This window comes from Flavobacterium sp. W1B (assembly GCF_047344965.1).
Taxonomy (GTDB): Bacteria; Bacteroidota; Bacteroidia; order Flavobacteriales; family Flavobacteriaceae; genus Flavobacterium.
The window spans coordinates 1282843-1307198 of sequence record NZ_CP178845.1; the positions used below are offsets into that span (position 1 = coordinate 1282843).

Sequence of the window (24356 nt, forward strand, 5' to 3'; positions counted from 1 at the left end):
AAATTTACGACCGCTTGGATTCGATTATTTATGACATAGGTCATAAAGCCTTTATTACCGATATACCTTTCGATTGACGATTTTCAACTCTCCTTTTTTTTCCAATGTTTTAATGGTTCTGATAACGGTTTCTACCCGAAGACCTGTTAAATCTCCCATTTGTTGCCGTGTCAAATCGATATGGTATCCGTTCTTGTCTTTTTTGAAATTAAAATAAGTAATGGAATAATCAAATAACTGCAAGAGTCGGTGCTCAGAATCCTGGGTCGAAATTTCGGCAGCCATAACCGATTTGTAATGCAGACGCTGCGCTAAATTTTCGATTATTTTGATAGAAACAGCAGGGTTTTCGGCGATTAATTTTCGGAAATTGTCTTTAGAAATAGAAAGCAATTCCACGTCTTCGATGGCTTCGGCGTTGGCGGGATAGGTTCGGTCCAGGAATAATGGAGGTTCGCCAAAACTCTGGTCTGCGTAAAAAAATCCTTGAATAAACTCCCGGCCTTCATCATTGAAATTATTCATTTTTACCGCTCCCGAAATAATTTGGTAATACTGCGTCGCCAAATTGTCTTTCTCAAAAATGATTTCCGACTTTTTGTATCGCTTTCGTACCGCCCCATATTTTTCCAGTAATTCTATTTCAATCATGGTTTTTTCGGTTGCATTTTATAATTCTGAGACAAAGATAAATTTTTTAAAAGCTACGCCCGTTTTCAAAAAACGCATACTTTTACGTTGATTATGAAGTAGCCCTGTTTCCGAAAACACAAAAAGGAATGAAGATATGTCTCAAACTGGCGTATTGCATATGACCGATAAAAAACAATAAATATCTGCATATGAAAAATAAAGATAGGAATATATATAGTGAAATGCTTCAGGCGAAGTCAGAAAACCGCAAGTTATTGGCCATTTTGTTGGATCCCGACAAAATTGTCTGGGAAAATTTAGATATTTTAATTTCAAAAATCGATCAATCGCCGGCCAGCCATATTTTCATTGGCGGAAGCCTGGTTATAAACAATATTTTGGATGATTTAATTCTGAAAATCAAACAGAATTGTGTTTTGCCGATTGTTCTTTTCCCAGGAAATCCTTCGCAAATTTCGGACAAAGCCGACGGGATTTTGTTTCTTTCGCTGATCTCGGGAAGAAATCCAGATTATTTAATAGGACATCAGGTAAAAGCGGCGCCCATTTTGAAGCAAACGAATCTTGAAATAATTCCTACCGGATATATGCTCATCGAAAGCGGAGGAGAAACTGCCGTTGAAAGGATTAGTAAAACAAAACCATTAGACAGAAACAATCCGGATTTGGTTTTGGCAACGGCTCAGGCAGGAGAAATGCTTGGCAATAAACTCCTTTATCTCGAAGCGGGAAGCGGAGCAAAACAGGCAGTTCCTTTGGAAATAATTCGATTAATCTCAAAAAATATAGAAATACCACTGATTGTTGGCGGCGGAATTATAGATTTGCAGGGGATTCAAAATGCCTATGATTCCGGAGCTGATTTGGTGGTTATTGGGACGGCTTTTGAGAATGATATGAGTTTTTTTGATTTTAGATTTGAGAATGCAGAAACATTCAACAATCGTTAATCAATAATCGTTAATCTTAAATAAAAATGATAGATTTTTTTCTAGATGCTTACAAGAATGCCTCGGTTACTCAAATTGTATTAGAGTTTATTGTTTTTGTATTCGGGATTTTGAGCGTTTGGTTTGCCAAAAAAGAAAATATTTGGGTTTATCCTACAGGATTAATCGCGACAATTATTTCGGTTTATTTGCTTTTTCTTGCGGGCTATCTGGGCGATATGATGATTAATGGCTATTTCTCTATTATGAGTATTTATGGCTGGTATAAGTGGGGTCACAAAGTAAATGATACAGAAGAACTACCTATAACAAGGACTAATGCCAAAGAAAAAACCATCGGGATTCTATTGTTTTTGATTACAATTTTGGTGGTTTTTGGAATATATAAATGGTTTGATTATGAGATTCACAAGGAAAATTATTTAGACATTATTGCTTCCGGAATATTTTTTACCGGAATGTGGTTTATGGCGAATAAAAAAATCGAAAATTGGACACTTTGGATAATAGGTGATATAATTGTAACTCCTTTGTATGCTTATCGCGGACTGGGAATGTTATCTTTGCAATATTTAATTTTTACAATAATGGCTATTTCAGCCTATTTAGAATGGAGGAAAATCTTAAACAAAAGCAATCCGCAATAATAAAAATCGCTCTGTTCGGTCCTGAAAGTACCGGAAAAACGACATTGGCAAAACAACTCGCCGAACATTATAAAACGGTCTGGGCTCCTGAATTTGCAAGGGAATATCTTCAAGATAAATGGGATAAGAGCCAGCTTATATGTGATGTCAATGATATGCTGCCTATTGCTTATGGTCAGACACAACTGGAAAACGAAAAGCTGTCTATTGCTAATAAATATCTTTTTTGTGACACTAATTTATTGGTGACAAAGGTGTTTTCAGAAGTGTATTATAACTATTGCGACCCTTTGCTGGACAAAGCGGCTCAGGAACATGAATACGATTTGTTTTTTCTGACTGATATTGATGTGCCTTGGGAAAAAGATGATTTAAGGGATAAGGCTGAAGGTCGAGAAAGTGTTTTTGAAGTTTTTAAACAATCATTGATTGCTAATGGAAAACCTTTTATTACCCTTTCGGGAGATAAAAATATGCGATTGAATAAAGCAATTAACATCATTGATGATTTAACTAAAGCCAATGAACTGGGGTTTTCGTCCTTGGACTTTGTGCAGATTTATGAACGTGGAATTTTGCTAGAGAATATTCAAAAGCAATTGGAATTTCTCCGAAACGGAATTTCTAAAACGGCATTGGTTGAACCTGCAACCTTGTATAATGGAATTTTGAAGCTTTCTGAGGTAGATTTCGTCGAAAAAGCCTCTTTTTTTGAAGCCAATAAAAAAACATTAAAATTATTGAAATTTGTTCCGGCTTCGGGTGCAGCAACCAGAATGTTTAAGTTCTTGAGTACTTTTTTGAGTGAATTTGATATTAAAAATGAAAGTATCAATGCTTATATCAACCGAAAAAAAGACAGCGAATTGTCAATTTTTATTGTTGCAATGGAGAAGTTTCCGTTTTTCGAGACAATTGATAAAAAGCTAAGGGAAGAGTTTCCGAGTTTTGATGCCTTGGAGAATGATTATAAGAATTATTATTTTATAAAATTTTTGTTGTCATCTGACTATTTTGATTTTGCCAATAAACCAAAGGGGATTTTGCCTTTTCACAAATACGCAGCCAATATTGCTACGCCTATTGAAGAGCATTTGTATGAATGTGGTTGTTATTCGAGTTCAAATGGGAGTTCTCATTTGCACTTTACGGTTTCTGAAGCCCATCAGAAGCAATTTGAAGATATAATCAATTCGATAAAAATTAAGGTTGAGAATGAATCCAAAACCAAAATAGCTGTTACTTATTCTTATCAAAACCAAAGCACCGATACAGTAGCTGTTGATGCAGAAAATAAGCCTTTTAGGGACGAAAATGGACAATTGGTTTTTAGACCAGGAGGGCATGGTGCGCTCATTGAAAATTTGAATCAATTAGATGCCGATGTTATTTTCATAAAAAATATTGATAATGTCATTCACGATAACAACGAGAAAATTGCGCTGTACAAAAACGCTTTGGCTGGAATATTGGTCGAATTACAGCGGCAGATTTTTAGTTATTTGAGGCTATTGGATGCAAATTCGATAAATGAAGAGCAAGTTGAAGAGATTAGAGTTTTCCTAGAAACGAAATTAAATGTGGAAACAGCAGTAGATTTCGAGACTTTACCTTTGGAAAATAAAATTGAGTTTACCAAAAATGCCTTAAACAGACCCATACGAGTATGTGGAATGGTGAAAAATGAAGGAGAACCGGGAGGAGGCCCATTTTGGGTTAGAAATGAGAATAATACGGTTTCATTGCAAATAGTAGAATCTTCACAAGTAGATTTGAAGGATGAAAATCAAGCTAAGATTCTTGCCAATGCTACTCATTTTAATCCTGTTGATTTAGTTTGCGGAATTAAAAATTATAAAAACGAAAAATTTGATTTATTGCAGTTTGTAAATCATAATAGCGGTTTTATTGTAGAGAAAAATAGCTCAGGGAAGTATATTAAAGCGTATGAATTACCGGGTTTATGGAATGGTGCTATGGCAAATTGGCTGACCGTTTTTGTTGAAGTTCCATTGATCACTTTTAATCCTGTAAAAACGGTAAACGATTTATTAAAACCGGCACATCAATCACAATAGCTTAACTGAAATAAATTCAGTCTCAATGGAAGCATATAAAATTATATCCGAGCTACAGTACAAGGCTGTCCGAAGCAGTGGAGCGGGAGGGCAAAATGTAAATAAAGTTTCATCAAAGGTAGTCTTGAGTTTTGATTTGAAACAATCTCAAGCATTGTCCGAAGAAGAAAAGTTGCTGTTGCAGACAAATTTGGCTTCAAGATTAACTTCCGATTTGGTTTTAATCCTAAACTGCGATGAAGATAGAAGTCAGCTTAAAAATAAAGAAATTGTTACGAAGCGTTTTTTGGAACTTATAAAAAAAGGATTGTTCGTTCCTAAAGAAAGGAAAGCAACCAAGATTCCAAAATCGGCAATCAGAAAGCGAATTAAGGATAAAAAAAATGTTTCTCAAACCAAGCTAAATCGCAGAAAGCCAGATTTAAATTAATTTATTTTTTTGAGGATAATTATTTTTTTAGAAATCTAATGGTTAAACAATCTGAATATCTAAAAATCTTTTCTAAATTTGCCGCGTCTCAAAGGGGTGCTCTAAATAACGAGCTGAGATTATACCCAACGAACCTGAACAGGTAATGCTGTTAAGGGAAAAAATGACAAAAAAATAGCGTGCACACTATCTATTTGTCATAGGAAACAATCATTTATTAATTTAACAAAAGAATAATTCCCCCTTTTATTCGTAATTTTTTTACGGATGAATACTTTATTTTATTTTAAAAGTACAAAGACAATATCGTCTTGTTTTTTCTCTATTTTCTTTTCTCTATTTTCTTTTTTCGCATTTGCGCAAGTCAAAGACACAACCAAAGTCAATCAACTTGACGAGGTATTGGTTTCGGCAGTCCGCGCCACTACAAAAACGCCGGTTAGTTTTAGTAATCTAGACAAGAAAGATATCAAATCTCGTAATCTTGGACAAGATATTCCAATTTTGATGAATTATTTGCCATCTGTTGTAACCACTACTGATGCCGGAAACGGAATAGGTTACACAGGCATTCGAGTTCGCGGTAGCGATGCAACGCGTGTGAATGTAACTATTAACGGGATTCCTTACAATGATTCCGAAAGTCACGGAACCTTTTGGGTGAATATGCCTGATTTTGCTTCTTCGATAGAGAGCTTGCAATTGCAACGTGGCGTGGGAACATCTACCAATGGAGCAGGAGCTTTTGGTGCGAGTTTGAATATGTTGACCGACACTTATTCGAAAGCAAGTTCAGGAGAAATCTCTAATTCTTTTGGAAGTTTCAATACCAGAAAACACACCGTCAAGTTTAGTACGGGATTGCTAAATGATCATTTTGAATTAGCAGGTCGTGTATCGGCCCTTAAGTCGGATGGATATATTGACAGAGCTTTTTCGGATCTAAAATCTTATTTTTTGCAAGGAACTTATGTGGGTAAAACTACTTTGATAAAGGCTTTGGCTTTTGGAGGGACCGAAAAAACATACCAATCCTGGAACGGTTTAGAAGATTTGGATAAACTAAAAAATGACCGAACATTCAATACTGCGGGAATGTATACCGATGAATTTGGGAATATCCGATTTTATGAAAACGAAACCGATAATTACCAGCAAGATCATTATCAGTTGCATTGGAACGAAAAAGTAGCTGAAAATTGGAGTACGAATCTGGCTTTTCATTATACCAAAGGGAAAGGTTATTACGAGAATTATAAAGAGAATGCAAAATTCTCGGCTTATGGTTTAACCCCAATTGACATTAACGGAACTACAATTAACAGGACTGATTTAATTCGTCAAAAATGGTTAGACAATGATTTTTATGGAACTACGTTTTCGGCTAATTATAAGACCGATAAACTGAATGTAATTTTTGGTGGTGGTTATAATAAGTATGAAGGAGATCATTTTGGAAAAATAATCTGGGCACGTTTTGCTTCACAAAGCGAATTAGATGATCATTATTACGATGATTCTGCTTTAAAAACGGACGGAAATATTTTTGCAAAAGCCAATTATCAAATTACAGAAAAGATTAGTTTATTTGGAGATTTGCAGCTTAGAAATGTACATTATAAAGCAAATAGTGCGGAAGCTGGTTTGGTTAATGCTAATTTTAATTTCTTTAATCCAAAAGCGGGTTTGAATTTCGAAATTAATTCAAATAATGCCTTGTATTTTTCTTATGCCAGAGCGAATCGCGAACCTAACAGAACCGATTATGAAAACGGTAGCCCAAGACCGGAAAAACTAAACGATTTTGAGTTAGGATTACGTCACGATGGAGAAAAAGTAAAGTTTAATGCCAATGTTTATTATATGGCATACAAAGATCAATTGATTCTTACCGGAGCGTTAGATGATATTGGTGCTCCTGTTCGTGAAAATAGCGGAGACAGTTACCGTTTAGGACTTGAGATTGATGCAACTATTGCGGTTTTGGATAATTTATTCATTAGACCAAATGTTACTATAAGTACAAATAAAAATAGAGACTTTTTCTTCAAAAGAGATGGTGTTTTAGCCGCTTTAGGGAATACAAATATTGCGTATTCTCCTGATTTCATTGCTGGGAATATGGTGAGTTTTTTGCCTGTGAAGAACCTTCAAATTTCGTTTTTGTCTAAATTCGTAGGAGAGCAGTACATGGGAAATATAGATTCTGAAGGATCCAAGTTAAAATCTTATTTTGTAAATGATTTGAACCTTTCGTATGAATTTAATCCAAAATCGATTTTTAAATCGGTATTGTTGTCTGCTTTGGTAAACAATATTTTTGATTATAAATACATATCTAATGGTTTTTTCTATACCTATGACGATGATTATTCTAATCCGCCTGCGGTTACCACAATTGAAGGTGCTGGTTATTATCCGCAAGCCGGAATCAATTTCTTAGCTGGATTAACGTTGAAGTTTTAATACTGCGATTTGGATATTTTTAAAAAAGGCTGAAAGTTTTAAACTTTCAGCCTTTTTAGTTTTAGTTATAAATTCTAAGCATATCTCCATTAACATCTACTCGATATTGTTTTAGGGGATATTGCAGTTTCCCTTGGCCAGTAAATAAACTGTATTCTTCATTATCGCAGGGACAAACTACATTGATTCCTTTTAAGGTCATAGTAGAGCAATTACTCAAAGCTTGGTTGGGACAGGCGGCGTCAAAAGCATTATAGCCGCTACCTGTATTGAATATATAAATGCCCTTAACTCCCACGCCCGAATAATACACAGCATTGCTTACGAATTTTAGTTTTGAATAAGCCGCTAGATTCATGTTGATGTCAACAGCAAAAGAATAGTTTGGTAAATAGGGGTTTTTGTTGTTAAAACCATTGTCGCTACAACCTGAAAAAATGACAAAAAGAGAGAATATAAGTAGGAATTTTTTCATTATCTAAAATAAATTGAAAGTATTAGTTAAACAAATTTAATTTATTTAACTTTGACTTATATATGATTAACATATAATTATCGACAAACGAAAATAAAAGTATCTTTGTGGAAAGAAATCCCGTCCCGATGGGATTTTTTCTATTTAAATAAATGACTAAACTATGAGCGCAATATCTTATTATACCGCAGAAGGATTAAAAAAATTAAGAGAAGAATTGGATTATTTGAAAAGTGTGATGCGTCCAAAAGCATCTGCTGATATAGCAGAAGCAAGAGATAAAGGGGATTTGTCTGAAAATGCAGAATATGATGCGGCAAAAGAGGCGCAAGGAATGTTGGAAATGCGTATCGCTAAATTAGAAGAAGTACATTCTAATGCTCGATTGATTGACGAAACGCATTTGGATCTTTCTAAAGTTTTGGTTTTGTCTAATGTGAAGATAAAAAACCAATCCAATGGTATGGAAATGAAATATACTTTGGTTGCCGAAAGTGAAGCCGACTTGAAAACCGGAAAGATATCCGTGACTTCCCCAATTGGGAAAGGTTTACTGGGGAAATCGGTTGGTGAAGTTGCCGAAATCACGGTTCCAAATGGCGTTTTGAAATTCGAAATTTTAGAAATAACAAGAGATTAAAGATGAGTTCAATATTCACCAAAATAGTAAATGGGGAAATTCCTTGTTACAAAATTACAGAAGACGAAAACTATTTGGCTTTTCTAGATGTAAATCCAAATGCAAAAGGACATACGCTTTGTATTCCAAAATTGGAAGTTGATAAAATATTTGACATGGATGAAGCGCATTATTTGGGCTTGATGCATTTTTCAAGAAATATTGCCATAGCCTTAGAAAAAACAGTTCCTTGCAAAAGAGTTGGTATGGCGGTTGTGGGACTAGAAGTTCCTCATGCCCATGTTCATCTGATTCCTTTGAATGAAATGGACGAAATGCGATTTCAAAACAAAGTTTCTTTGACGAAAGAAGAATTTGAAGCTTTGGCTAAAAGCATTCAATCTAATTTGTAAATAATTTAATTTTAGATAAAAAAAACACGATTCTTGTCGTGTTTTTTTATGCGTAAACCGAAACGATATGAAGAAATATTTTTCTTTTTTAATCTTGTTTTTATCTGTTTTAAGTTTTGCTCAAACTAAAATAGTATTTAATGTAATTGACAATAAGGTTGCTAAGATTCCCAATGATTTGAGTAATTCAACAACTGGAATAGCAAAATTCATTAGTTCCAATTTTAAAACAGATACAGAAAAAATCCGTGCCGTTTTTTACTGGACGGCTTCGAATATCAGTTACGATGTGCCTAGTATGTTTGCGCCAAATCAAAATGAAACTTCTCAAGAAAAAATTGAAAACACTCTAAAATCGAAGAAAGGAGTATGTATTCATTATGCTGAAGTTTTTAATGATATTTCAAATAAAATTGGAATAGAATGTCGTATAATCGAAGGTTATACTAAGCAGAATGGAGTAGTAGACAAATTAGCACATGCTTGGTGTGTTGCTAAAGTTAACGGCGAATGGTTTGTGTTTGATCCTACCTGGGGTTCCGGAGGTGTTAACAACGGGAAGTTTCTGAAAAAAATAAATAATGCTTATTTTAAGGTAGAACCTGCTAAAATAATTGCTTCTCACATGCCATTTGATTATTTATGGCAATTCTTGAATTATCCTATCACCAATGGGGAATTTTATAACGGTAAAACCCAAATGGATAAATCAAAGAAGTATTTTGATTTTGAGAAAGAAATTGCCAGATACAATTCCTTGCCAGAAACCGATCAGTTGTTTGAGTCGGCTGAACGAATAGGGAAAAACGACTTGAAAAATGCAATGATTTTAGAGCGTTATGAAGGCAAAAAGAAGCAACTAAATTATTTAAGGCAAAATACAAACATTGAGAAATTGAACTCCGTTGTGAATGAGATGAATGAAGCGGTTGTCTTATTGAATGATTTTATAAATTACAGGAATAATAAGTTCAAACCCGCTTTTCCGGATGATGAGATTAATAGGATGATTCAAACGCCAAGGGAAAAGCTGCTCAAGTGTCAGAGCGATATTTATAATGTTGGCTCAGTTGGCAGTGAGAATACAGCAAATGTGGCTTCGATTAAAAAATCAATCGCGTTGGCTTTGGCACAAGCCGATGAGCATGCTTTGTTTGTGAAAAACTATTTGAGTAAATCTAAAATAGTTCGAAAAACAATGTTCTCGAAAGTGTCTTGGTTTGGAGTTCCGTTAAACTAAATTGCTTTTTTTATAATTTACTTGCATAGTTGTTCCTTTTCCGATCTCGGAATTCAGCACTTTTATGTTTCCTTTATGGTATTCTTCTACGATTCTTTTGGTTAATGAGAGGCCTAATCCCCAGCCTCTTTTTTTAGTGGTGAAGCCAGGTTCAAAGATGGTTTTGAATTGGTTTTTTGGAATTCCGTTTCCACTGTCGGATACGTTTATTTTTACAAAATCGTGGTCTTGTTCTATTCTTAAAGAGAGCTTGCCTTTTCCTTTCATTGCGTCAATGGCATTTTTCACTAGATTTTCAATAGTCCAACTGTGTAAAGTGGGATTAAGTAGGATGAAAATCGGTGTTTTTGGAGCTTCAAAGGAGAATTCAATTTGTTTAGAAAATCGGGATTGCAGGTAGTTGTAGGATTGTAATGTTTCTTCTACAATGTCTTTTTTTTCTAATATGGGTTCGGAACCTATTTTTGAGAAACGATCCGTTATTGTTTGCAGGCGTTCTATGTCTCTTTCAATTTCGGATGTGGTGCTTTTGTCGACATTGTCGGCTTTCAATATTTCGACCCATCCTATCAATGAAGAAAGCGGAGTTCCTATCTGATGTGCAGTTTCTTTTGCCATTCCAGCCCAAAGCTTGTTTTGGGTCGCCATTCTGGTGCTTTTGTAAAAGTTGTAAACCAAGGCGCCAAACAGGAAAATAATGAGCAATAAGGCTACTGGATAATATTTTAGTTTGTTGAGCAATGCCGAATTACCGTAGTATAGTTTTTGAAATTTACCTGGGACATATTCAATAACAATGGGCTCGTTTTCGTTTTTTAAATCGGATAGAAAATCCGAAGCTTTGCTTTTGTTTTTTATAATTTCATCGTCAATGTTGACTGTGTTTATGATGCGGTTGTTTTCGGTAAGAATTATAGGAATGGAAGTGTTGTTGCTAAAAATCTGTAACGGAAGTTCAACATCGGTATTTTCACCGGCGGTTATAAGCGTTTTTTGAGCTTTTGCCCAAAGGTTCATTTTTAAACGCTCTTCGTTTTTAAATATTTGAAAAAAAGTATAGGTATTCCAAAGGATTAATGAAATGATCAAAAAGGAAGCTAAAATTATAATCCAGCGAGTGGTGTTTTTTCTTTTGGAAAACTGCATAAATGAGATTTTGAAGTATAAATATAACGAAATATAAATAGGATTATTTCAGTTCTCTGACAAAGTAATTGTTTGTTGAAAGTATTTTTTAGTATTAAATAGGATTAGGTACTTTTTTTAATAAACGATTTACTTACTTTTGTCAATTAAAAGAAAAACATAACAAAAACAAGTATGATTAGCATTGATCCAAAAAGTATAGCTACAGCTAAACTACAAGGATATTTGCAAGGTTCTGTTGGGCCGAGGCCTATAGCATTTGCAAGTACAGTTGATGAAAAGGGTAATCCAAATTTGTCGCCATTTAGTTTTTTTAATGTTTTTAGTGCAAATCCACCTATTCTTGTTTTTTCTCCGTCAAGGCGCGTGCGCGATAATTCAATTAAGCATACTCTGATTAATTGCGAAGCGACAAAAGAAGTAGTGATTAATGTGGTAAATTTTGATATTGTGCAACAAACTTCTCTTGCAAGTACCGAATATGCCGATGGTGTAAATGAGTTTTTGAAGGCGGGTTTAACCGCTATTCCTTCGGATATCGTGAAGCCGTTTAGAGTAAAAGAATCACCGGTACAATTTGAATGCAAAGTAACTCAAATTATACCATTAGGAACTGAAGGCGGAGCTGGAAATTTAATCCTTTGTGAGGTTATCCGTATTCATATCGACGAATCTATTTTGGATGAAGACGGCGTGATTGATCAATATAAAATTGATTTGGTTTCCAGATTAGGCGGCAATTGGTATTCCAGATCCAATCAGGGTTTGTTTGAAGTGCCTAAACCATTGGTGACTTTAGGGATTGGTGTAGATGCTATTCCGCATCATGTGAAACAAAGTAGTGTTCTTGACGGGAATGATCTTGGAAAATTAGGGAATATAGAAGTCTTGCCTACAATAGAAGAAGTTAGTATATTTGTAAAACAGAATTTTTCTGTAAAAGGGGTGTTGAGCTCAGATGACAAGGAAAAAGTGCATTTGGAAGCTAAAAAATACCTAGATAATAATGATGTTCTTTCTGCTTGGAAAGTACTTCTGGCCAAAAAATAATCTTAAATAACAATTAAAATAACGAAGATGGAAGTTACAGGGAAAATTAAAGTTGTTAATCCAGAACAACAAGTTAGTGCATCATTTAAAAAGAGAGAATTAGTTGTTACGACAGATGAGCAGTATCCTCAGCATATTATGATTGAGTTTACTCAAGACAAATGTGATTTGTTAAGCAATTATAATGCGGGTGAAGCTGTAAAAGTTTCAATCAATTTAAGAGGAAGAGAATGGGTTAATCCACAAGGTGACACAAAATACTTTAATAGCATACAAGGTTGGAGAATAGAGAAATTAGTTGCTGAATCAGGAGCTCCTTCGGCTCCAATGCCAGCGGCTCAAGCATTTGCACCAGCTACAAGTTTAAACGAAGACGAACCAGACGATTTGCCTTTTTAATAAAGAAATAATTCATTGAAAGCCTTGATAAATTCGAGGCTTTTTTTGTGCCTTTTTTTTAAAGTGAAGATTATTCCTGTTTTATAAGTAAGCCAATTCCGATTTGATTTCCGATTTGTGGATAAATCAAGGTTGAAGTTTTCTTGTTTTTACCGAATTTTATCGATTGAAAAGGATTGTAGTAGGAAACTAATATTCCGCTGGCCAATCCTATACCGGCTCCGGTTAACACATCAGAGCTGTAATGTTTGTTGTTGGCGATTCTGAAGATACCAGTGGCGGTTGCAAACAAATAACTGCTACTGGCATACCATATGTTTGAATCTTTGTATTCCTGAAAGAGAAGTGCGGCATTGGTAAAAGCAATGGCGGTATGACCGGAAGGGAAGCTTAAGTTATCTGATTGATCTGGCCTTTGTTGTTTTGTTGAATGTTTTGTTATCTGGATAATTGCATAGGTAAGGGTGTTTGCAACAGCGATATCTAAGGTTTGGTGTAAAACGGTGTTTTTGGGTTGAAAGCCTAAATATTTTCCGGTGTATATTTGAGCTATCGGAACAAGAGGAAACAAGTAATCGGCTTTTGAATGGAAATTTGTGCCTAAAAGACTTCTAGATCTTTCTTGTAAATCATCATTAAGCTCTGAGTTTAGAAGAAGTGATCCTCCGGTTATTAGAACAGTTGGGAGGATAAAGGATTTGTACGATATCCTTTTATTTGTAATTAAAGTATCTGTCTTTTGCCCATAGCTTTGTATAAATTGAAGCATAAAAAGGACTAAGAGTGATATTTTTTTCATTAGAATTGTTTTTAACTAAATTTGTGTTGCCAAATGTAATAGTATAGATTTATATATAAGTTCAAAGAATGTTTTATTTATCCTCTGATTTATTTTTTCCTCCCGTATCGCAAGCTGATCATGATGGTATTCTTGCCATTGGTGGTGATTTGTCTGCTGAGCGTCTTCAATTGGCCTATAAAAGCGGTGTTTTTCCTTGGTTTGAAGAGGGTGATCCAATTATCTGGTGGTCGCCGGATCCCAGAATGGTTTTGTTTTTGGATGAGTTGATTGTTTCCAAAAGTATGCGAAACATTCTGAATAGAAAGTCGTTTACGGTTACTTTCAATAAGAACTTTAAAGATGTTATTTCAAATTGTCAAAATGTTAAAAGAGATGGGCAAAACGGAACTTGGATAACAAACGAAATGATTGATGCTTATTGTAAATTGCATGAGTTGGGAATTGCAAAATCAGTTGAGGTTTGGCAAGATGAAGAATTAGTTGGCGGTTTGTATGGCATCGATTTGGGGCATGTTTTCTGTGGGGAAAGTATGTTTTCTAAGGTTTCAAATGCTTCGAAAGTGGCTTTTATTTCTTTGGTAAATGAATTAAAAAGAGAGAATTACAAACTTTTGGATTGTCAAGTATATAATCCTCATTTGGAAAGTTTGGGTTGTAGGGAAATTGATCGTGAAGAGTTTATCAAAATATTGAAAACAGAATAGTTTGATTGGTAGTTTCGATTGTGAAACCGAGACTGGTCACTGAATGCTGTTTACTTCTCTCTTGTCCAGCAATCTTCTACGTGGTCATTGACCATGCCGGTGGCTTGCATGTGGGCATAGATTACGGTTGAGCCTACAAACTTAAATCCGCGCTTTTTTAAATCTTTGCTAATTGTGTCTGAAAGTGGGGTAGTAGCAGGAACATCTTTCATTGTTTTCGGATGGTTGATAAGAGGTTTTCCGTCTGTGAATTCCCAGATATATTTAGAAAAACTCCCAAATTCGTCCTGGATTTTCATAAATGCTTGTGCATTAGTAACCGCAGAGCGTACCTTGAGTTTGTTGCGGATGATTCCGGCGTCTTGCAAGAGCTCTTCTATTTTATCTTCGGGATATTGCGCTATTTTTTTGTAATCGAATTGGTCGAAAGCTTTTCTGAAATTTTCTCTTTTGTTTAAAATGGTAATCCAACTTAATCCTGCCTGAAAAGTTTCTAGGATTAAGAACTCAAATAAGGTGGTATCATCATAAACCGGAATTCCCCATTCTAGGTCATGGTATTCTTTGTATAAGTCGCTTGATAGACACCAGCCGCATCTTGTTTTAGTTTTCATTTATTTTAGTTTAAAATTCAAATATAAAAGAAAAATCCCATTTCAAATTGCTTCGAAATGGGATTTAATATGAAGTTTAAAATAAATTATCCTAAAGCAGCTCTTTTGAAACCTGTAATAATTAGGTTTGCATCAATAGATTTTGCATAAGCAGCAACGCTTAATTTGTTGTCTTTGATGTAATCTTGGTTCACTAAAGTGTTATCTTTAAAGAAACGACCTAGTTTACCTTTAGCGATATTTTCAATCATTGCTTCTGGTTTTCCTTCTTGACGTAGGATATCTTTAGCGATTTCAATTTCTTTAGCAATTGTATCAGCATCAACACCAGCTTCGTCTAAAGCGATTGGCGCCATAGCAGCAGCTTGCATTGCGATGTTTCTTGCAGCTTCGTCAGCTCCTGCAACATTAGCAGAAAGTGCAACTAAAGTAGCGATTTTGTTTCCAGAGTGAATATAAGATCCGATGAAAGCACCTTCTAATTTCTCAAAAGTTCTGATTTCAAGTTTTTCACCAATAACACCTGTTTGTTCGATCAATTTTTCAGCAACAGAGATTCCGTTGAAATCAGCTGCCAAAAACTCTTCTTTAGTGTTGAAGTTTAATGCTAAATTAGCCATTTCAGTAGCCATTTTAACGAAGCTTTCGTTCATACCTACGAAGTCAGTCTCACAGTTTAATGTGATAACAACACCTGCAGTTTTATCAGCGTTTACAACAGCAATTGCAGCACCTTCAGTAGATTCTCTATCTGAACGGTTTGCAGCTACTTTTTGTCCTTTTTTGCGTAGGTTTTCGATTGCTAAATCAAAATCTCCATCTGCTTCAACTAATGCTTTTTTGCAGTCCATCATCCCTGCACCAGTTGCTGTTCTTAATTTATTTACGTCTGCAGCTGTTATTGTTGCCATGTTGTATTATTTTTTAAGGTTAAAAGTAAAAATTCCAACCCTTAAATCCCAAATTCCAATTTTATTAAATTATCAACTTATTGTTTCTAATTTTTTATGGGGAATTTGGAATTTAAAATTTGGAATTTAAAAAATATTTTTTTTATTCTTCAGTTGCTGGAGCAGCTGTTTCAGTTGCTGGAGCAGCTTCTTTTTCAGTTGCATCAGCTTCTTTTTCAGAACCTCTATCAGAAAGTCCTTCGATAACTGCAGCAGTTACTAAAGATAAAATTTTATCGATTGATTTAGAAGCATCATCATTTGCAGGAATTACATACTCTACTTCACGTGGATCAGAGTTAGTATCAACCATTGCGAAAACTGGAATGTTTAATTTTTGAGCTTCTTTTATTGCGATGTGTTCAGCTTTGATGTCTACTACAAATAATGCAGCTGGTAATCTTGACATATCAGAAATTGAACCTAAATTTTTCTCTAATTTAGCACGAAGACGATCAACTTGTAAACGCTCTTTTTTAGAAAGGGTCATGAATGTACCATCTTTCTTCATTTTATCAATAGTAGCCATTTTTTTAACAGCTTTACGGATAGTTACGAAGTTAGTTAGCATTCCACCAGGCCATCTTTCAGTGATGTAAGGCATGTTTGCAGCTTTTGCTTTTTCAGCAACGATGTCTTTTGCTTGTTTTTTGGTAGCTACGAATAGTATTTTTCTACCTGATGCAGCGATTTTTTTCAAAGCTTCATTAGCTTCTTCAATTTTAGCTGCAGTTTTATATAGATTGATAATGTGTATACCATTACGTTCCATATAAATGTATGGGGCCATGTTTGGATCCCATTTTCTAGTCATGTGTCCAAAGTGAACACCTGCTTCTAGTAATTCTTTTACTTCTACTTTGTTTGACATTTTTTGTACTAGTTTACGTTCTGTTGATTAGCAATGTATAAATGGCGATTTCTCGGCTAAATACATTTAGATGCTAAACTAATTCCTACCTCGGTAGGCAACAACAACATTGTTTAAATTCAATAATAAATTCAATGAGTCTTGAATAAATGTATTCAAGACAGGCAATATTAACGTTTCGAGAATTGGAATCTCTTACGAGCTTTCTTCTGACCGAATTTCTTACGTTCAACCATTCTTGGATCTCTTGTCAATAAACCTTCTGGTTTCAATACCAATCTGTTTTCAGCGTTTACTTCGCACATTGCGCGAGCTAATGCCATTCTTACAGCTTCTGCTTGACCAGTTGAACCACCTCCATAAACATTTACTTTTACGTCAAAGTTAGTTGCGTTCTCTGTCATAGACATTGGTTGCATTACTTTGTACTGTAAAGTAGCAGTTGGGAAGTAAGTTGCGAATTCTTTTTTGTTTACAGTGATTACTCCTGTTCCTTCTGAAACATAAACACGTGCAACAGCGGTTTTTCTTCTACCGATTTTGTGAATAACTCCCATTATTTAAGATCGTTAAGGTTAACTGTTCTCGGTTTTTGTGCACCTTGTTTGTGCTCAGAACCTACAACAACATTTAAATTTCTGAAAAGTTCAGCTCCTAATTTGTTTTTAGGTAACATTCCTTTTACCGCTTTTTCTACTAATGATGCAGGGTTTTTTGATTGCAACACTTTAGCAGTTAAAGTTCTTTGTCCTCCTGGGTAACCTGTGTGACGCATGTAAATCTTTTCGTCCATTTTGTTACCTGTAAGGTTAATTTTTTCTGAGTTGATAACAATTACGTTATCTCCACAGTCAACATGCGGTGTGTAACTTGGCTTGTACTTACCTCTCAAAATCATAGCGACTTTTGAAGCAAGACGACCTAAGTTATGACCATCAGCATCTACAACGATCCACTCCTTTTGTGAGTTGGCTTTTGTTGTAGATAGTGTTTTGTAGCTTAATGCGTCCATAATATTATTTTAATTAAACATTCCATCCCCAATAAAGGGGTTGCAAAAGTACAATTAATTATTTTAAATGCAAATACCTTAAAAGAATAATTTTCAGATGTTTTTAAGCTGATTATCAATTGTATATTTGTTTTGATATTCGTTGCTTCCCTTTTGGAATTATGCCCAATGTTTTTTTTCTATTTTTAGTTTACTTTTGTAGTCAAAAATATAATTTTTATATTGCGTTCTTGCCCCGTGATTTTTATGGAAAAGAATAGCTTTTTTTGATGTAAAAAAGCGTTTTGCTAAAAGATTTAAAAAAATCCCGGTATGTTTTTAATTTATTTAACAATGACAATAAATGCCCAATTATGAAAGTCAAAGCCACTTTAAAACAAATTGCAAAGGAACTTAATGTTTCTGTTTCTACAGTTTCAAAAGCACTTAATGATAGTCCGGAGATTAGTGAGTTGACGAAAATCAAGATAAAAGAATACGCTAAACTCAAAAATTATAAGCCAAATGTTATCGGGTTAAATCTGAAAAACAGAAAAACAAAAACTATTGGTGTGATTATTCCTAATATCCTGAATTCTTTTTTTGCGAAAGTATTTAGCGGTATCGAAAAAATTGCTGATGAAAAAGGCTATAATGTTATTATGTGTATATCAAATGAGTCATTAGAAAAAGAGGCTCATACTCTTGAAATGTTGAGCAACGGAACTATTGATGGTTTTATTTTGTCAATTTCTGAAGAAGCACAAGAGAATAATGAATACGGACATTTTAAAGACGCTATAAACGAAGGGACTCCTATTGTGATGTTTGACCGTATTGCCAATGATGTTGAATGTGATAAAGTAGTTGTTGATGATTTTGATTCGGCTGTGAATTCCACACAACATTTAATTGATCTAGGATGCAAGAACATTGCGTTGGTTTCCTCTGTCGATAATTTAAGCGTCGGGAAATTAAGAGTCGAAGGCTATTTGAAGGCATTAAGAGATAATAATATCGCTATTAACGAAAGAATAATCGTTCGCACAAATTCTGAAGAAGAGATGAAAAGCCAGGTCGAAGCTATTTTTGACAACAATATCATTGACGGTATTTTTGCTTTGGACGAAAATGATTCGGTTGCCGCTTTGAAAATGGGATTGAAAAGGCATTTCCGGATTCCTGAAGATTTGGCAATCATTGGTTTTGCGGATGGAATTTTAGCTTCTAGAAGATTGACGCCAAGTTTAACCACTGTAAGTCAGCATGGAGTGGAAATTGGAGAAGTTGCCGCCAAGTTGCTTATTGACAGATTAGAATCTAACGAGGAGAATAAACCTTATGAAACGGTTGTCATTAAAACGGTGTTGAAAGAAAGAGAAACTACCAGAAAATCGTAATTCTGATTAATATATTAAAAAAACCATCTGCGCTAACAGATGGTTTTTTTATATATAATTGTGTCTTTTTAATTGATTCTAATGCGCCTCAAGCCAGTCTTTACCTATTCCTAATTCTACTTCCAAAGGAACTTCAAGTACAAAGGCATTTTCCATTTCCTGTTTGATCATTGGTTGAATTTTTTCGAGTTCAGAATTGTGAACGTCAAATACAAGCTCATCATGTACTTGTAGCAACATTTTAGATTTCCAGTTTTCAGAAATTAGTTTTTTGTGAATATTGATCATCGCTATTTTGATGATATCAGCCGCGCTTCCTTGTATGGGTGCATTCACAGCATTACGTTCTGCGCCACCACGTACAATCGCATTTTGAGAATTAATATCTTTTAAATAACGGCGACGACCTAAAACGGTTTGAACATAGCCATTTTCGCGGGCAAATTCTACCTGTTCGTGAATGTAAGTCCTTAGTTTTGGATAGGTTTTGTAATAAGCTTCAATTAAGGTAGCGCTTTCGCTTCTAGATAATGAAGTTTGATTGCTTAATCCAAAAGCCGAAACGCCGTAAATAATTCCGAAGTTTACCGTTTTGGCATGGCTTCGTTGTTCGCGCGTAACTTCTTCCAATGGAACATTAAATACTTTTGAAGCTGTCGATTTATGAATGTCTTCGTGATTCTGAAATGCTTTTATCATGTTTTCCTCACCACTTAAAGCGGCAATGATACGCAATTCTATTTGAGAGTAATCGGCAGAAATTATCGAATAATTCTCGTCACGTGCTACAAAAGCTTTCCTGATTTGTCTTCCTCTTTCGGTACGAATAGGGATGTTTTGCAAGTTTGGATTGTTAGAACTCAAACGACCCGTTGCAGCAACGGTTTGCATGTAATCGGTATGAATACGATTTGTGATTTTGTCCACTTGGTTTGGCAAAGCATCTACATAGGTGTTTTGTAGTTTGATTAGCTGACGCCAATCCAAAATGTCTTTCACAATCGGATTGTCATTGGCTAGATAACTCAAGATTTCCTCTCCGGTGGCATATTGTCCCGTTTTGGTTTTCTTTTGTTTGGCTCCGCCTATTTTTAACTTGTCGAATAAAATATCACCAAGTTGTTTTGGAGATGCCAAATTGAATTGTTCTCCGGCAATTTCGTAAATGTTTGCTTCCAGTTTTTTGATGTCGTTGCTTAAATCTTGTGACAGGGATTTAAGGAAATCAATATCTACACGGATTCCTTCTCTTTCCATATTGGCCAAAACTTTTACCAATGGAATTTCAATTTCATCAAAAAGTTTCTTGGTCTCGGTTTTGTCCAATTCTACCGAAAAAAGTTCTTTTAGCTGAAAGGTTACATCGGCATCTTCAACGGCGTATTCTTTGATGTCTTCCAGTTCGACTTCGCGCATCGTTTTTTGATTCTTGCCTTTTTTTCCGATTAAATCTTCAATTGGTTTTGGAGTGTATTTTAAATAGGTTTCGGATAAAATATCCATATTATGGCGCATATCCGGATTAATCAGATAATGGGCAATCATGGTATCGAATAATTTGCCTTCTACATTAATATTATAATTAGAAAGAATCTTTAAATCGTATTTTAGATTTTGACCTATTTTTTCGATAGTTTCATTTTCGAAAAAAGGAATGAATTTCTCGGCCAAAGCTTTGGCTTCTGTTTGGTTTTCGGGAAAAGGTACATAGAATCCTTTGCCTTTCTCATGAGAAAAAGAAATTCCAACCAACTCCGCGTGCAAAGCGTCTAATCCGGTAGTTTCGGTATCAAAACAAACAGAGGATTGTTTTAGTAAGTTTTGCAATAATAGTTTTACTCCTAATTCTCCTTGAATAATTTGATAAGAATGGGTTGTGTCTTCTAAGGTGTTGAAGTATTTATGGTGGGTTTCGCTTGAACTTTCTTCGGTAATAGCGCTTCCAAAAAGGTCAAATTGATCTTCGTTTTTGGCTTGTGGTTTTTTGTATAATTTGGCTTCGTCAATCGTGTTGTCGGCTGTGGTTGTTCCGCCTTTTTTGAAAATGGTATCGAATTGTTCTGCCATTCTACGAAATTCCAATTCGTTGAATAAGGCATCTGTTTTCTCGACATCGGGAGTTGATAATTCATAGTCGTTTTCGTCAAAAACAACGGGGCAATCAAGGAGGATTGTTGCCAGTGTTTTGGATAATAATCCTTTTTCTTTATTGGCTTCAATGTTTTCTTTCATTTTTCCTTTCAGCTTGTCTGTATTGGCTAAAAGGTTTTCCATGCTTCCGAATTCTTTTAGGAATTTCTTGGCGGTAACTTCTCCTACGCCGGGTAATCCTGGAATATTGTCGGCTGCATCGCCCATCATTCCTAAAAAGTCAATTACCTGTTCGGGTCTCTCTACTTGGAATTTTTCTAAAACTTCGGGTACACCCCAAATTTCAATTCCATTCCCCATTCGGGCAGGTTTATACATGAAAATATTTTCCGAAACCAATTGAGCAAAATCCTTGTCAGGAGTAACCATGAATACTTTGTAGTTTTCTTTTTCGGCCTGTTTGGCGATGGTTCCAATTAGGTCGTCGGCCTCGTAGCCTTTGACTTCTATGATGGGAATATGCATCGCTTTCAGCAATTCTTGTATATAAGGAACGGCAATTTTTATAGCTTCGGGAGTAGCGTCTCTGTGGGCTTTGTATTCTGGATAAATTTCATTTCTTAGTTGGCTTCCACCATTGTCAAAAGCAACGGCTAAATGATCCGGTTTTTCACGTTTTATAACATCCATCAAGGAATTCATGAATCCCATAATTGCCGAGGTATCCATTCCTTTAGAATTGATTCTTGGGTTTTTTATAAAGGCATAATAACCACGAAAAATTAAAGCGTAGGCATCGAGTAGGAAAAGGCGTTTTTGTTGCGACATGATTGTGATTTTGTAAAGAATTCAAAAGTACAAAACTTAAGAGATAAAGGAGTGGCAGATTTTAATATTTGTAAAAATCATTTTTCAAAATTGATTCAAAGGTTTTAATAGTATGAAAAAGCAAAATGATTTTAGTTAAATATTGATTAATAAAAGTGTGTAGTACTTTCTTAATTTGTTATTTTGTCAATAAAAAAGAATTATAATGGTTTTTCGAATATTATTACTAAGTCTATTCCTTCTTACAATAGATCTTTATGCTTTTCAGGCTTTAAAGACTTTGGTGAAGAAAAGAGGGGTGTTGGTTTTTTGCCAAATTCTTAGTTTTTTGCTTTTTATATTTATTATTTATTCTTTCACGCAATTTGACCGTTCTGTGGGGCAAACTAGACAAACTATGTTTACCATGGGGTTGGTTCTTGTAGTTTATGTTCCTAAATTGGTATTGGCTTTAGTGTTGCTTGGTGAGGATATCTTTAGAATGGGGGCTGGAACGATAAATTACTTTGTTGATAATAATGATAAAGTAGGTTTTTTGGCCTCAAGGAGAAAATTCGTTAGTCAAATAGGATTGGGTTTGGCGGCAATTCCCTTTGCTTCGTTGATTTATGGAATAACTGTTGGTCGATATAATTTTAAGGTAATAAAACAGCGCATCTTTTTTCCGGATTTGCCAGATGCTTTTGATGGTTTTAAAATTACACATATATCGGATGTACATAGTGGGAGTTTTGATAATCCGGATAAAATAAATTATGCGATTGATTTGGTTAATGAACAGGATTCGGATATGATTTTGTTTACCGGAGATATTGTAAATACCGATGCTAAAGAAATGCATCCCTGGATTGACACTTTTAATAGGATTAAGAAATATGAATTTGGTAAATACTCTGTTCTAGGGAATCATGATTATGGAGAGTATGTAACCTGGCCAACAGAAAAAGCGAAAGATGAAAATTTTCAAGCGATTAAAGATCTTTATGGTCAGATTGGTTTTAAATTAATGCTAAATGAGCATACTTACATTCAAAAAGGAGATGATAAAATAGCTTTGGTTGGTGTTGAGAACTGGGGACATAATTTTAAAAAGGCTGGTGATATTAATAAGGCTTCTCATGATGTCAGTAAAGAGGATTTTAAAATTCTGATGAGTCACGATCCTAGTCATTGGGATTACGAAGTTAAAAATCACGATAAAAATTTTCAGCTAACTTTGTCTGGGCATACACATGGAATGCAGTTTGGTATAGAGATTCCAGGCTATTTTAAATGGAGTTTGTCGCAGTATGTTTACGCTCAATGGGCAGGTTTGTATGAAAATTTAGGACGGTATGTATATGTGAATAGAGGATTTGGATTTCATGCTTATCCTGGTAGGGTAGGAATTATGCCCGAAATAACGGTTATCGAACTAAAAAAAGGGACGAATGTATCATAATTCGTTAAAAATGCTACATTTGTAAATTAATATCTATTCTTTTTAGTAGATTTAAAAATTAAATTCGTTGATTTTATGTCAAAATTTGGAGAACTAATAAGCGCACAAGTACCCGTGTTGATTGATTTTTACACAGATTGGAATGAATCATCCGTTTCGATGCATCCTGTTATAAGAGATGTGGCGGCTGCTCTTGGAGACAAGGCAAAAGTAATTAAAATCGATGTGGATAAAAATCAAGAACTGGCAGATGCTTTAAGGATTAAAGGCCTTCCTACATTGATGATTTATAAAGAGGGGCAAATGATCTGGAGACAATCCGGAGAACTTGATGCCAACACTATAATTGGACTTGTCCAAGGGCAATTGTAGGTTGTATAACTAAGATCTGGTTTTAGTTTATGATTTCGTAACGGAAATTATTTTTGTCTATAAAATCCAAGACTTTTGGTAGTGCATATTTGAGGTTTTTGGATGCCTTAAGGCTGTCATGAAAAACAATTATACTTCCTGATTTTATATTTGTAATTACATTTTCTAAGCATTTTTCTTTCGTGATGGTTTGATCAAAATCAGCGCTTAGCACATCCCACATTATAATTTTATATCCCTGTTTTTTTAGCATTTTGACTTGGGCAGATTTGATTTTGCCATAAGGTGGACGGAATATTTTAGATCCTGATTTGTGATTTAAAATAGAATGTTCGCAAAGAGCAATATTGTCATTGTATTCATCTGTTGTCGATTTCCATCCATTTAGATGATCAAAAGTGTGATTGCCTATTGCGTGTCCTTTGTTAATTATCTTTTTGAATATAGATGATTGTGCATCAATATTTTTCCCAATACAAAAAAAAGTGGCTTTGGCGTTGTGTTCGTCAAGCTTCTCTAAAACCCATTCGGTAATTTCAGAAGTGGGTCCGTCATCAAAAGTTAGGTAAATTTTATTTTCATTATTAGGAATGTCCCAAATGTAATTTGAAAATATTCTTTTGATAATTGGGTTTGTTTTAATCCAATAAAAGCTCATTTTTTTCTTTTTAAGAATTAAAGTTATAAAAAAATGCGGTAAAATCGTTAGACTTTACCGCATTTTC

At 34.8% G+C, this 24356-nt stretch carries 25 protein-coding genes and 1 riboswitch; of the genes, 14 read left to right on the forward strand and 11 right to left on the reverse strand.

Annotated features, from left to right (window positions below; genetic code table 11):
- Positions 1-54: 54 nt before the first annotated feature.
- Complete coding sequence (locus ACMDB5_RS05610; RefSeq protein WP_414000030.1) at positions 55-651, reverse strand: Crp/Fnr family transcriptional regulator; 597 nt, start codon at positions 649-651, stop codon at positions 55-57.
- Between the two features lie 191 nt (positions 652-842).
- Here ACMDB5_RS05610 and ACMDB5_RS05615 point away from each other — a divergent pair, with 191 nt between their 5' ends.
- The 5 genes from ACMDB5_RS05615 to ACMDB5_RS05635 all read left to right on the forward strand — a co-directional run bounded on the left by ACMDB5_RS05615 (position 843) and on the right by ACMDB5_RS05635 (position 7225).
- On the forward strand, positions 843-1604 hold the full coding sequence (locus ACMDB5_RS05615) for a geranylgeranylglyceryl/heptaprenylglyceryl phosphate synthase (RefSeq protein ID WP_414000031.1): 762 nt from the start codon (positions 843-845) through the stop codon (positions 1602-1604).
- Positions 1605-1630: 26 nt separating this feature from the next.
- On the forward strand, positions 1631-2251 hold the full coding sequence (gene pnuC, locus ACMDB5_RS05620; RefSeq protein ID WP_414000032.1) for a nicotinamide riboside transporter PnuC: 621 nt from the start codon (positions 1631-1633) through the stop codon (positions 2249-2251).
- Positions 2215-4329, forward strand: coding sequence for a DUF4301 family protein (locus ACMDB5_RS05625; RefSeq protein WP_414000033.1), 2115 nt, complete (start codon positions 2215-2217; stop codon positions 4327-4329). The genes pnuC and ACMDB5_RS05625 overlap by 37 nt, the downstream gene beginning before the upstream one ends.
- Before the next feature lie 25 nt (positions 4330-4354).
- Positions 4355-4759, forward strand: a complete 405-nt coding sequence (gene arfB / locus ACMDB5_RS05630; RefSeq protein ID WP_414000034.1) for an alternative ribosome rescue aminoacyl-tRNA hydrolase ArfB — start codon at positions 4355-4357, stop codon at positions 4757-4759.
- Positions 4760-4841: 82 nt separating this feature from the next.
- Positions 4842-4935: riboswitch (TPP riboswitch) on the forward strand.
- 91 nt (positions 4936-5026) lie between these two features.
- Complete coding sequence (locus tag ACMDB5_RS05635) at positions 5027-7225, forward strand: TonB-dependent receptor (protein WP_414000035.1); 2199 nt, start codon at positions 5027-5029, stop codon at positions 7223-7225.
- Between the two features lie 61 nt (positions 7226-7286).
- On the opposite strand, the gene ACMDB5_RS05640 is transcribed toward ACMDB5_RS05635, so the two are convergent.
- Entirely contained in the window at positions 7287-7700 is a 414-nt protein-coding gene (locus tag ACMDB5_RS05640; protein WP_414000036.1) for a Rieske (2Fe-2S) protein, read from the reverse strand.
- Between the two features lie 163 nt (positions 7701-7863).
- Between ACMDB5_RS05640 and greA the strand changes: the two genes are divergently transcribed.
- The 3 genes from greA (at position 7864) to ACMDB5_RS05655 (ending at position 9972) form a co-directional block, all read left to right on the forward strand.
- Positions 7864-8340, forward strand: coding sequence for a transcription elongation factor GreA (gene greA / locus ACMDB5_RS05645; protein ID WP_414000037.1), 477 nt, complete (start codon positions 7864-7866; stop codon positions 8338-8340).
- Between the two features lie 2 nt (positions 8341-8342).
- Complete coding sequence (locus tag ACMDB5_RS05650) at positions 8343-8732, forward strand: HIT family protein (RefSeq protein WP_414000038.1); 390 nt, start codon at positions 8343-8345, stop codon at positions 8730-8732.
- Positions 8733-8799: 67 nt separating this feature from the next.
- A complete protein-coding gene (locus ACMDB5_RS05655; RefSeq protein ID WP_414000039.1) occupies positions 8800-9972 on the forward strand; it encodes a transglutaminase domain-containing protein in 1173 nt (390 codons plus the stop codon).
- Here the strand turns inward: ACMDB5_RS05655 and ACMDB5_RS05660 are convergent.
- The gene (locus ACMDB5_RS05660; protein WP_414000040.1) at positions 9964-11118 is read right to left on the reverse strand and encodes a sensor histidine kinase; all 1155 of its coding nucleotides are present in this window, start codon (positions 11116-11118) and stop codon (positions 9964-9966) included. The genes ACMDB5_RS05655 and ACMDB5_RS05660 overlap by 9 nt on opposite strands.
- Before the next feature lie 174 nt (positions 11119-11292).
- Between ACMDB5_RS05660 and ACMDB5_RS05665 the strand changes: the two genes are divergently transcribed.
- Together ACMDB5_RS05665 and ACMDB5_RS05670 are read left to right on the forward strand one after the other, a co-directional pair.
- A complete protein-coding gene (locus ACMDB5_RS05665; protein WP_414000041.1) occupies positions 11293-12168 on the forward strand; it encodes a flavin reductase family protein in 876 nt (291 codons plus the stop codon).
- A gap of 27 nt (positions 12169-12195) precedes the next feature.
- A complete protein-coding gene (locus ACMDB5_RS05670; protein WP_414000042.1) occupies positions 12196-12567 on the forward strand; it encodes a DUF3127 domain-containing protein in 372 nt (123 codons plus the stop codon).
- 70 nt (positions 12568-12637) lie between these two features.
- Here the strand turns inward: ACMDB5_RS05670 and ACMDB5_RS05675 are convergent, their stop codons facing one another.
- Positions 12638-13366, reverse strand: coding sequence for a phosphatase PAP2 family protein (locus ACMDB5_RS05675; protein WP_414000043.1), 729 nt, complete (start codon positions 13364-13366; stop codon positions 12638-12640).
- Positions 13367-13434: 68 nt separating this feature from the next.
- Between ACMDB5_RS05675 and aat the strand changes: the two genes are divergently transcribed.
- Positions 13435-14073, forward strand: coding sequence for a leucyl/phenylalanyl-tRNA--protein transferase (gene aat / locus ACMDB5_RS05680; RefSeq protein WP_414000044.1), 639 nt, complete (start codon positions 13435-13437; stop codon positions 14071-14073).
- Between the two features lie 50 nt (positions 14074-14123).
- On the opposite strand, the gene ACMDB5_RS05685 is transcribed toward aat, so the two are convergent.
- The 5 genes from ACMDB5_RS05685 to rplM all read right to left on the reverse strand — a co-directional run bounded on the left by ACMDB5_RS05685 (position 14124) and on the right by rplM (position 17520).
- Positions 14124-14687 carry a DNA-3-methyladenine glycosylase I gene (locus ACMDB5_RS05685; protein ID WP_414000045.1) on the reverse strand — a complete coding sequence of 188 codons (564 nt, stop codon included), beginning with the start codon at positions 14685-14687 and terminating at the stop codon, positions 14124-14126.
- A gap of 86 nt (positions 14688-14773) precedes the next feature.
- Complete coding sequence (gene tsf / locus ACMDB5_RS05690) at positions 14774-15598, reverse strand: translation elongation factor Ts (RefSeq protein WP_414000046.1); 825 nt, start codon at positions 15596-15598, stop codon at positions 14774-14776.
- A gap of 142 nt (positions 15599-15740) precedes the next feature.
- The gene (gene rpsB / locus ACMDB5_RS05695; RefSeq protein ID WP_414000047.1) at positions 15741-16508 is read right to left on the reverse strand and encodes a 30S ribosomal protein S2; all 768 of its coding nucleotides are present in this window, start codon (positions 16506-16508) and stop codon (positions 15741-15743) included.
- Between the two features lie 170 nt (positions 16509-16678).
- Positions 16679-17065, reverse strand: a complete 387-nt coding sequence (gene rpsI / locus ACMDB5_RS05700; protein WP_414000048.1) for a 30S ribosomal protein S9 — start codon at positions 17063-17065, stop codon at positions 16679-16681.
- Positions 17065-17520: a 50S ribosomal protein L13 gene (gene rplM / locus ACMDB5_RS05705; protein WP_414000049.1), complete on the reverse strand. Its 456-nt coding sequence runs from the start codon at positions 17518-17520 to the stop codon at positions 17065-17067. Before rplM ends, rpsI begins: the two co-directional genes overlap by 1 nt.
- A 353-nt stretch (positions 17521-17873) precedes the next feature.
- Between rplM and ACMDB5_RS05710 the strand changes: the two genes are divergently transcribed.
- A complete protein-coding gene (locus ACMDB5_RS05710) occupies positions 17874-18899 on the forward strand; it encodes a LacI family DNA-binding transcriptional regulator (protein ID WP_414000050.1) in 1026 nt (341 codons plus the stop codon).
- 78 nt (positions 18900-18977) lie between these two features.
- Here the strand turns inward: ACMDB5_RS05710 and polA are convergent, their stop codons facing one another.
- Positions 18978-21818, reverse strand: coding sequence for a DNA polymerase I (gene polA / locus ACMDB5_RS05715; RefSeq protein WP_414000051.1), 2841 nt, complete (start codon positions 21816-21818; stop codon positions 18978-18980).
- Between the two features lie 205 nt (positions 21819-22023).
- Between polA and ACMDB5_RS05720 the strand changes: the two genes are divergently transcribed.
- Positions 22024-23259, forward strand: coding sequence for a metallophosphoesterase (locus ACMDB5_RS05720; protein ID WP_414000052.1), 1236 nt, complete (start codon positions 22024-22026; stop codon positions 23257-23259).
- Positions 23260-23334: 75 nt separating this feature from the next.
- Positions 23335-23631: a thioredoxin family protein gene (locus ACMDB5_RS05725; RefSeq protein ID WP_414000053.1), complete on the forward strand. Its 297-nt coding sequence runs from the start codon at positions 23335-23337 to the stop codon at positions 23629-23631.
- 22 nt (positions 23632-23653) lie between these two features.
- Here ACMDB5_RS05725 and ACMDB5_RS05730 read toward each other — a convergent pair whose 3' ends face one another.
- Positions 23654-24289 carry a polysaccharide deacetylase family protein gene (locus tag ACMDB5_RS05730; protein ID WP_414000054.1) on the reverse strand — a complete coding sequence of 212 codons (636 nt, stop codon included), beginning with the start codon at positions 24287-24289 and terminating at the stop codon, positions 23654-23656.
- Positions 24290-24356 lie beyond the last annotated feature (67 nt).

Coding starts and splice junctions, on each gene's coding strand:
- ACMDB5_RS05610 (WP_414000030.1), bottom strand. CDS start 651: ATGATTGAAATAGAATTACTGGAAAAATATGGGGCGGTACGAAAGCGA.
- ACMDB5_RS05615 (WP_414000031.1), top strand. CDS start 843: ATGAAAAATAAAGATAGGAATATATATAGTGAAATGCTTCAGGCGAAG.
- pnuC (WP_414000032.1), top strand. CDS start 1,631: ATGATAGATTTTTTTCTAGATGCTTACAAGAATGCCTCGGTTACTCAA.
- ACMDB5_RS05625 (WP_414000033.1), top strand. CDS start 2,215: ATGGAGGAAAATCTTAAACAAAAGCAATCCGCAATAATAAAAATCGCT.
- arfB (WP_414000034.1), top strand. CDS start 4,355: ATGGAAGCATATAAAATTATATCCGAGCTACAGTACAAGGCTGTCCGA.
- ACMDB5_RS05635 (WP_414000035.1), top strand. CDS start 5,027: ATGAATACTTTATTTTATTTTAAAAGTACAAAGACAATATCGTCTTGT.
- ACMDB5_RS05640 (WP_414000036.1), bottom strand. CDS start 7,700: ATGAAAAAATTCCTACTTATATTCTCTCTTTTTGTCATTTTTTCAGGT.
- greA (WP_414000037.1), top strand. CDS start 7,864: ATGAGCGCAATATCTTATTATACCGCAGAAGGATTAAAAAAATTAAGA.
- ACMDB5_RS05650 (WP_414000038.1), top strand. CDS start 8,343: ATGAGTTCAATATTCACCAAAATAGTAAATGGGGAAATTCCTTGTTAC.
- ACMDB5_RS05655 (WP_414000039.1), top strand. CDS start 8,800: ATGAAGAAATATTTTTCTTTTTTAATCTTGTTTTTATCTGTTTTAAGT.
- ACMDB5_RS05660 (WP_414000040.1), bottom strand. CDS start 11,118: ATGCAGTTTTCCAAAAGAAAAAACACCACTCGCTGGATTATAATTTTA.
- ACMDB5_RS05665 (WP_414000041.1), top strand. CDS start 11,293: ATGATTAGCATTGATCCAAAAAGTATAGCTACAGCTAAACTACAAGGA.
- ACMDB5_RS05670 (WP_414000042.1), top strand. CDS start 12,196: ATGGAAGTTACAGGGAAAATTAAAGTTGTTAATCCAGAACAACAAGTT.
- ACMDB5_RS05675 (WP_414000043.1), bottom strand. CDS start 13,366: ATGAAAAAAATATCACTCTTAGTCCTTTTTATGCTTCAATTTATACAA.
- aat (WP_414000044.1), top strand. CDS start 13,435: ATGTTTTATTTATCCTCTGATTTATTTTTTCCTCCCGTATCGCAAGCT.
- ACMDB5_RS05685 (WP_414000045.1), bottom strand. CDS start 14,687: ATGAAAACTAAAACAAGATGCGGCTGGTGTCTATCAAGCGACTTATAC.
- tsf (WP_414000046.1), bottom strand. CDS start 15,598: ATGGCAACAATAACAGCTGCAGACGTAAATAAATTAAGAACAGCAACT.
- rpsB (WP_414000047.1), bottom strand. CDS start 16,508: ATGTCAAACAAAGTAGAAGTAAAAGAATTACTAGAAGCAGGTGTTCAC.
- rpsI (WP_414000048.1), bottom strand. CDS start 17,065: ATGGGAGTTATTCACAAAATCGGTAGAAGAAAAACCGCTGTTGCACGT.
- rplM (WP_414000049.1), bottom strand. CDS start 17,520: ATGGACGCATTAAGCTACAAAACACTATCTACAACAAAAGCCAACTCA.
- ACMDB5_RS05710 (WP_414000050.1), top strand. CDS start 17,874: ATGAAAGTCAAAGCCACTTTAAAACAAATTGCAAAGGAACTTAATGTT.
- polA (WP_414000051.1), bottom strand. CDS start 21,818: ATGTCGCAACAAAAACGCCTTTTCCTACTCGATGCCTACGCTTTAATT.
- ACMDB5_RS05720 (WP_414000052.1), top strand. CDS start 22,024: ATGGTTTTTCGAATATTATTACTAAGTCTATTCCTTCTTACAATAGAT.
- ACMDB5_RS05725 (WP_414000053.1), top strand. CDS start 23,335: ATGTCAAAATTTGGAGAACTAATAAGCGCACAAGTACCCGTGTTGATT.
- ACMDB5_RS05730 (WP_414000054.1), bottom strand. CDS start 24,289: ATGAGCTTTTATTGGATTAAAACAAACCCAATTATCAAAAGAATATTT.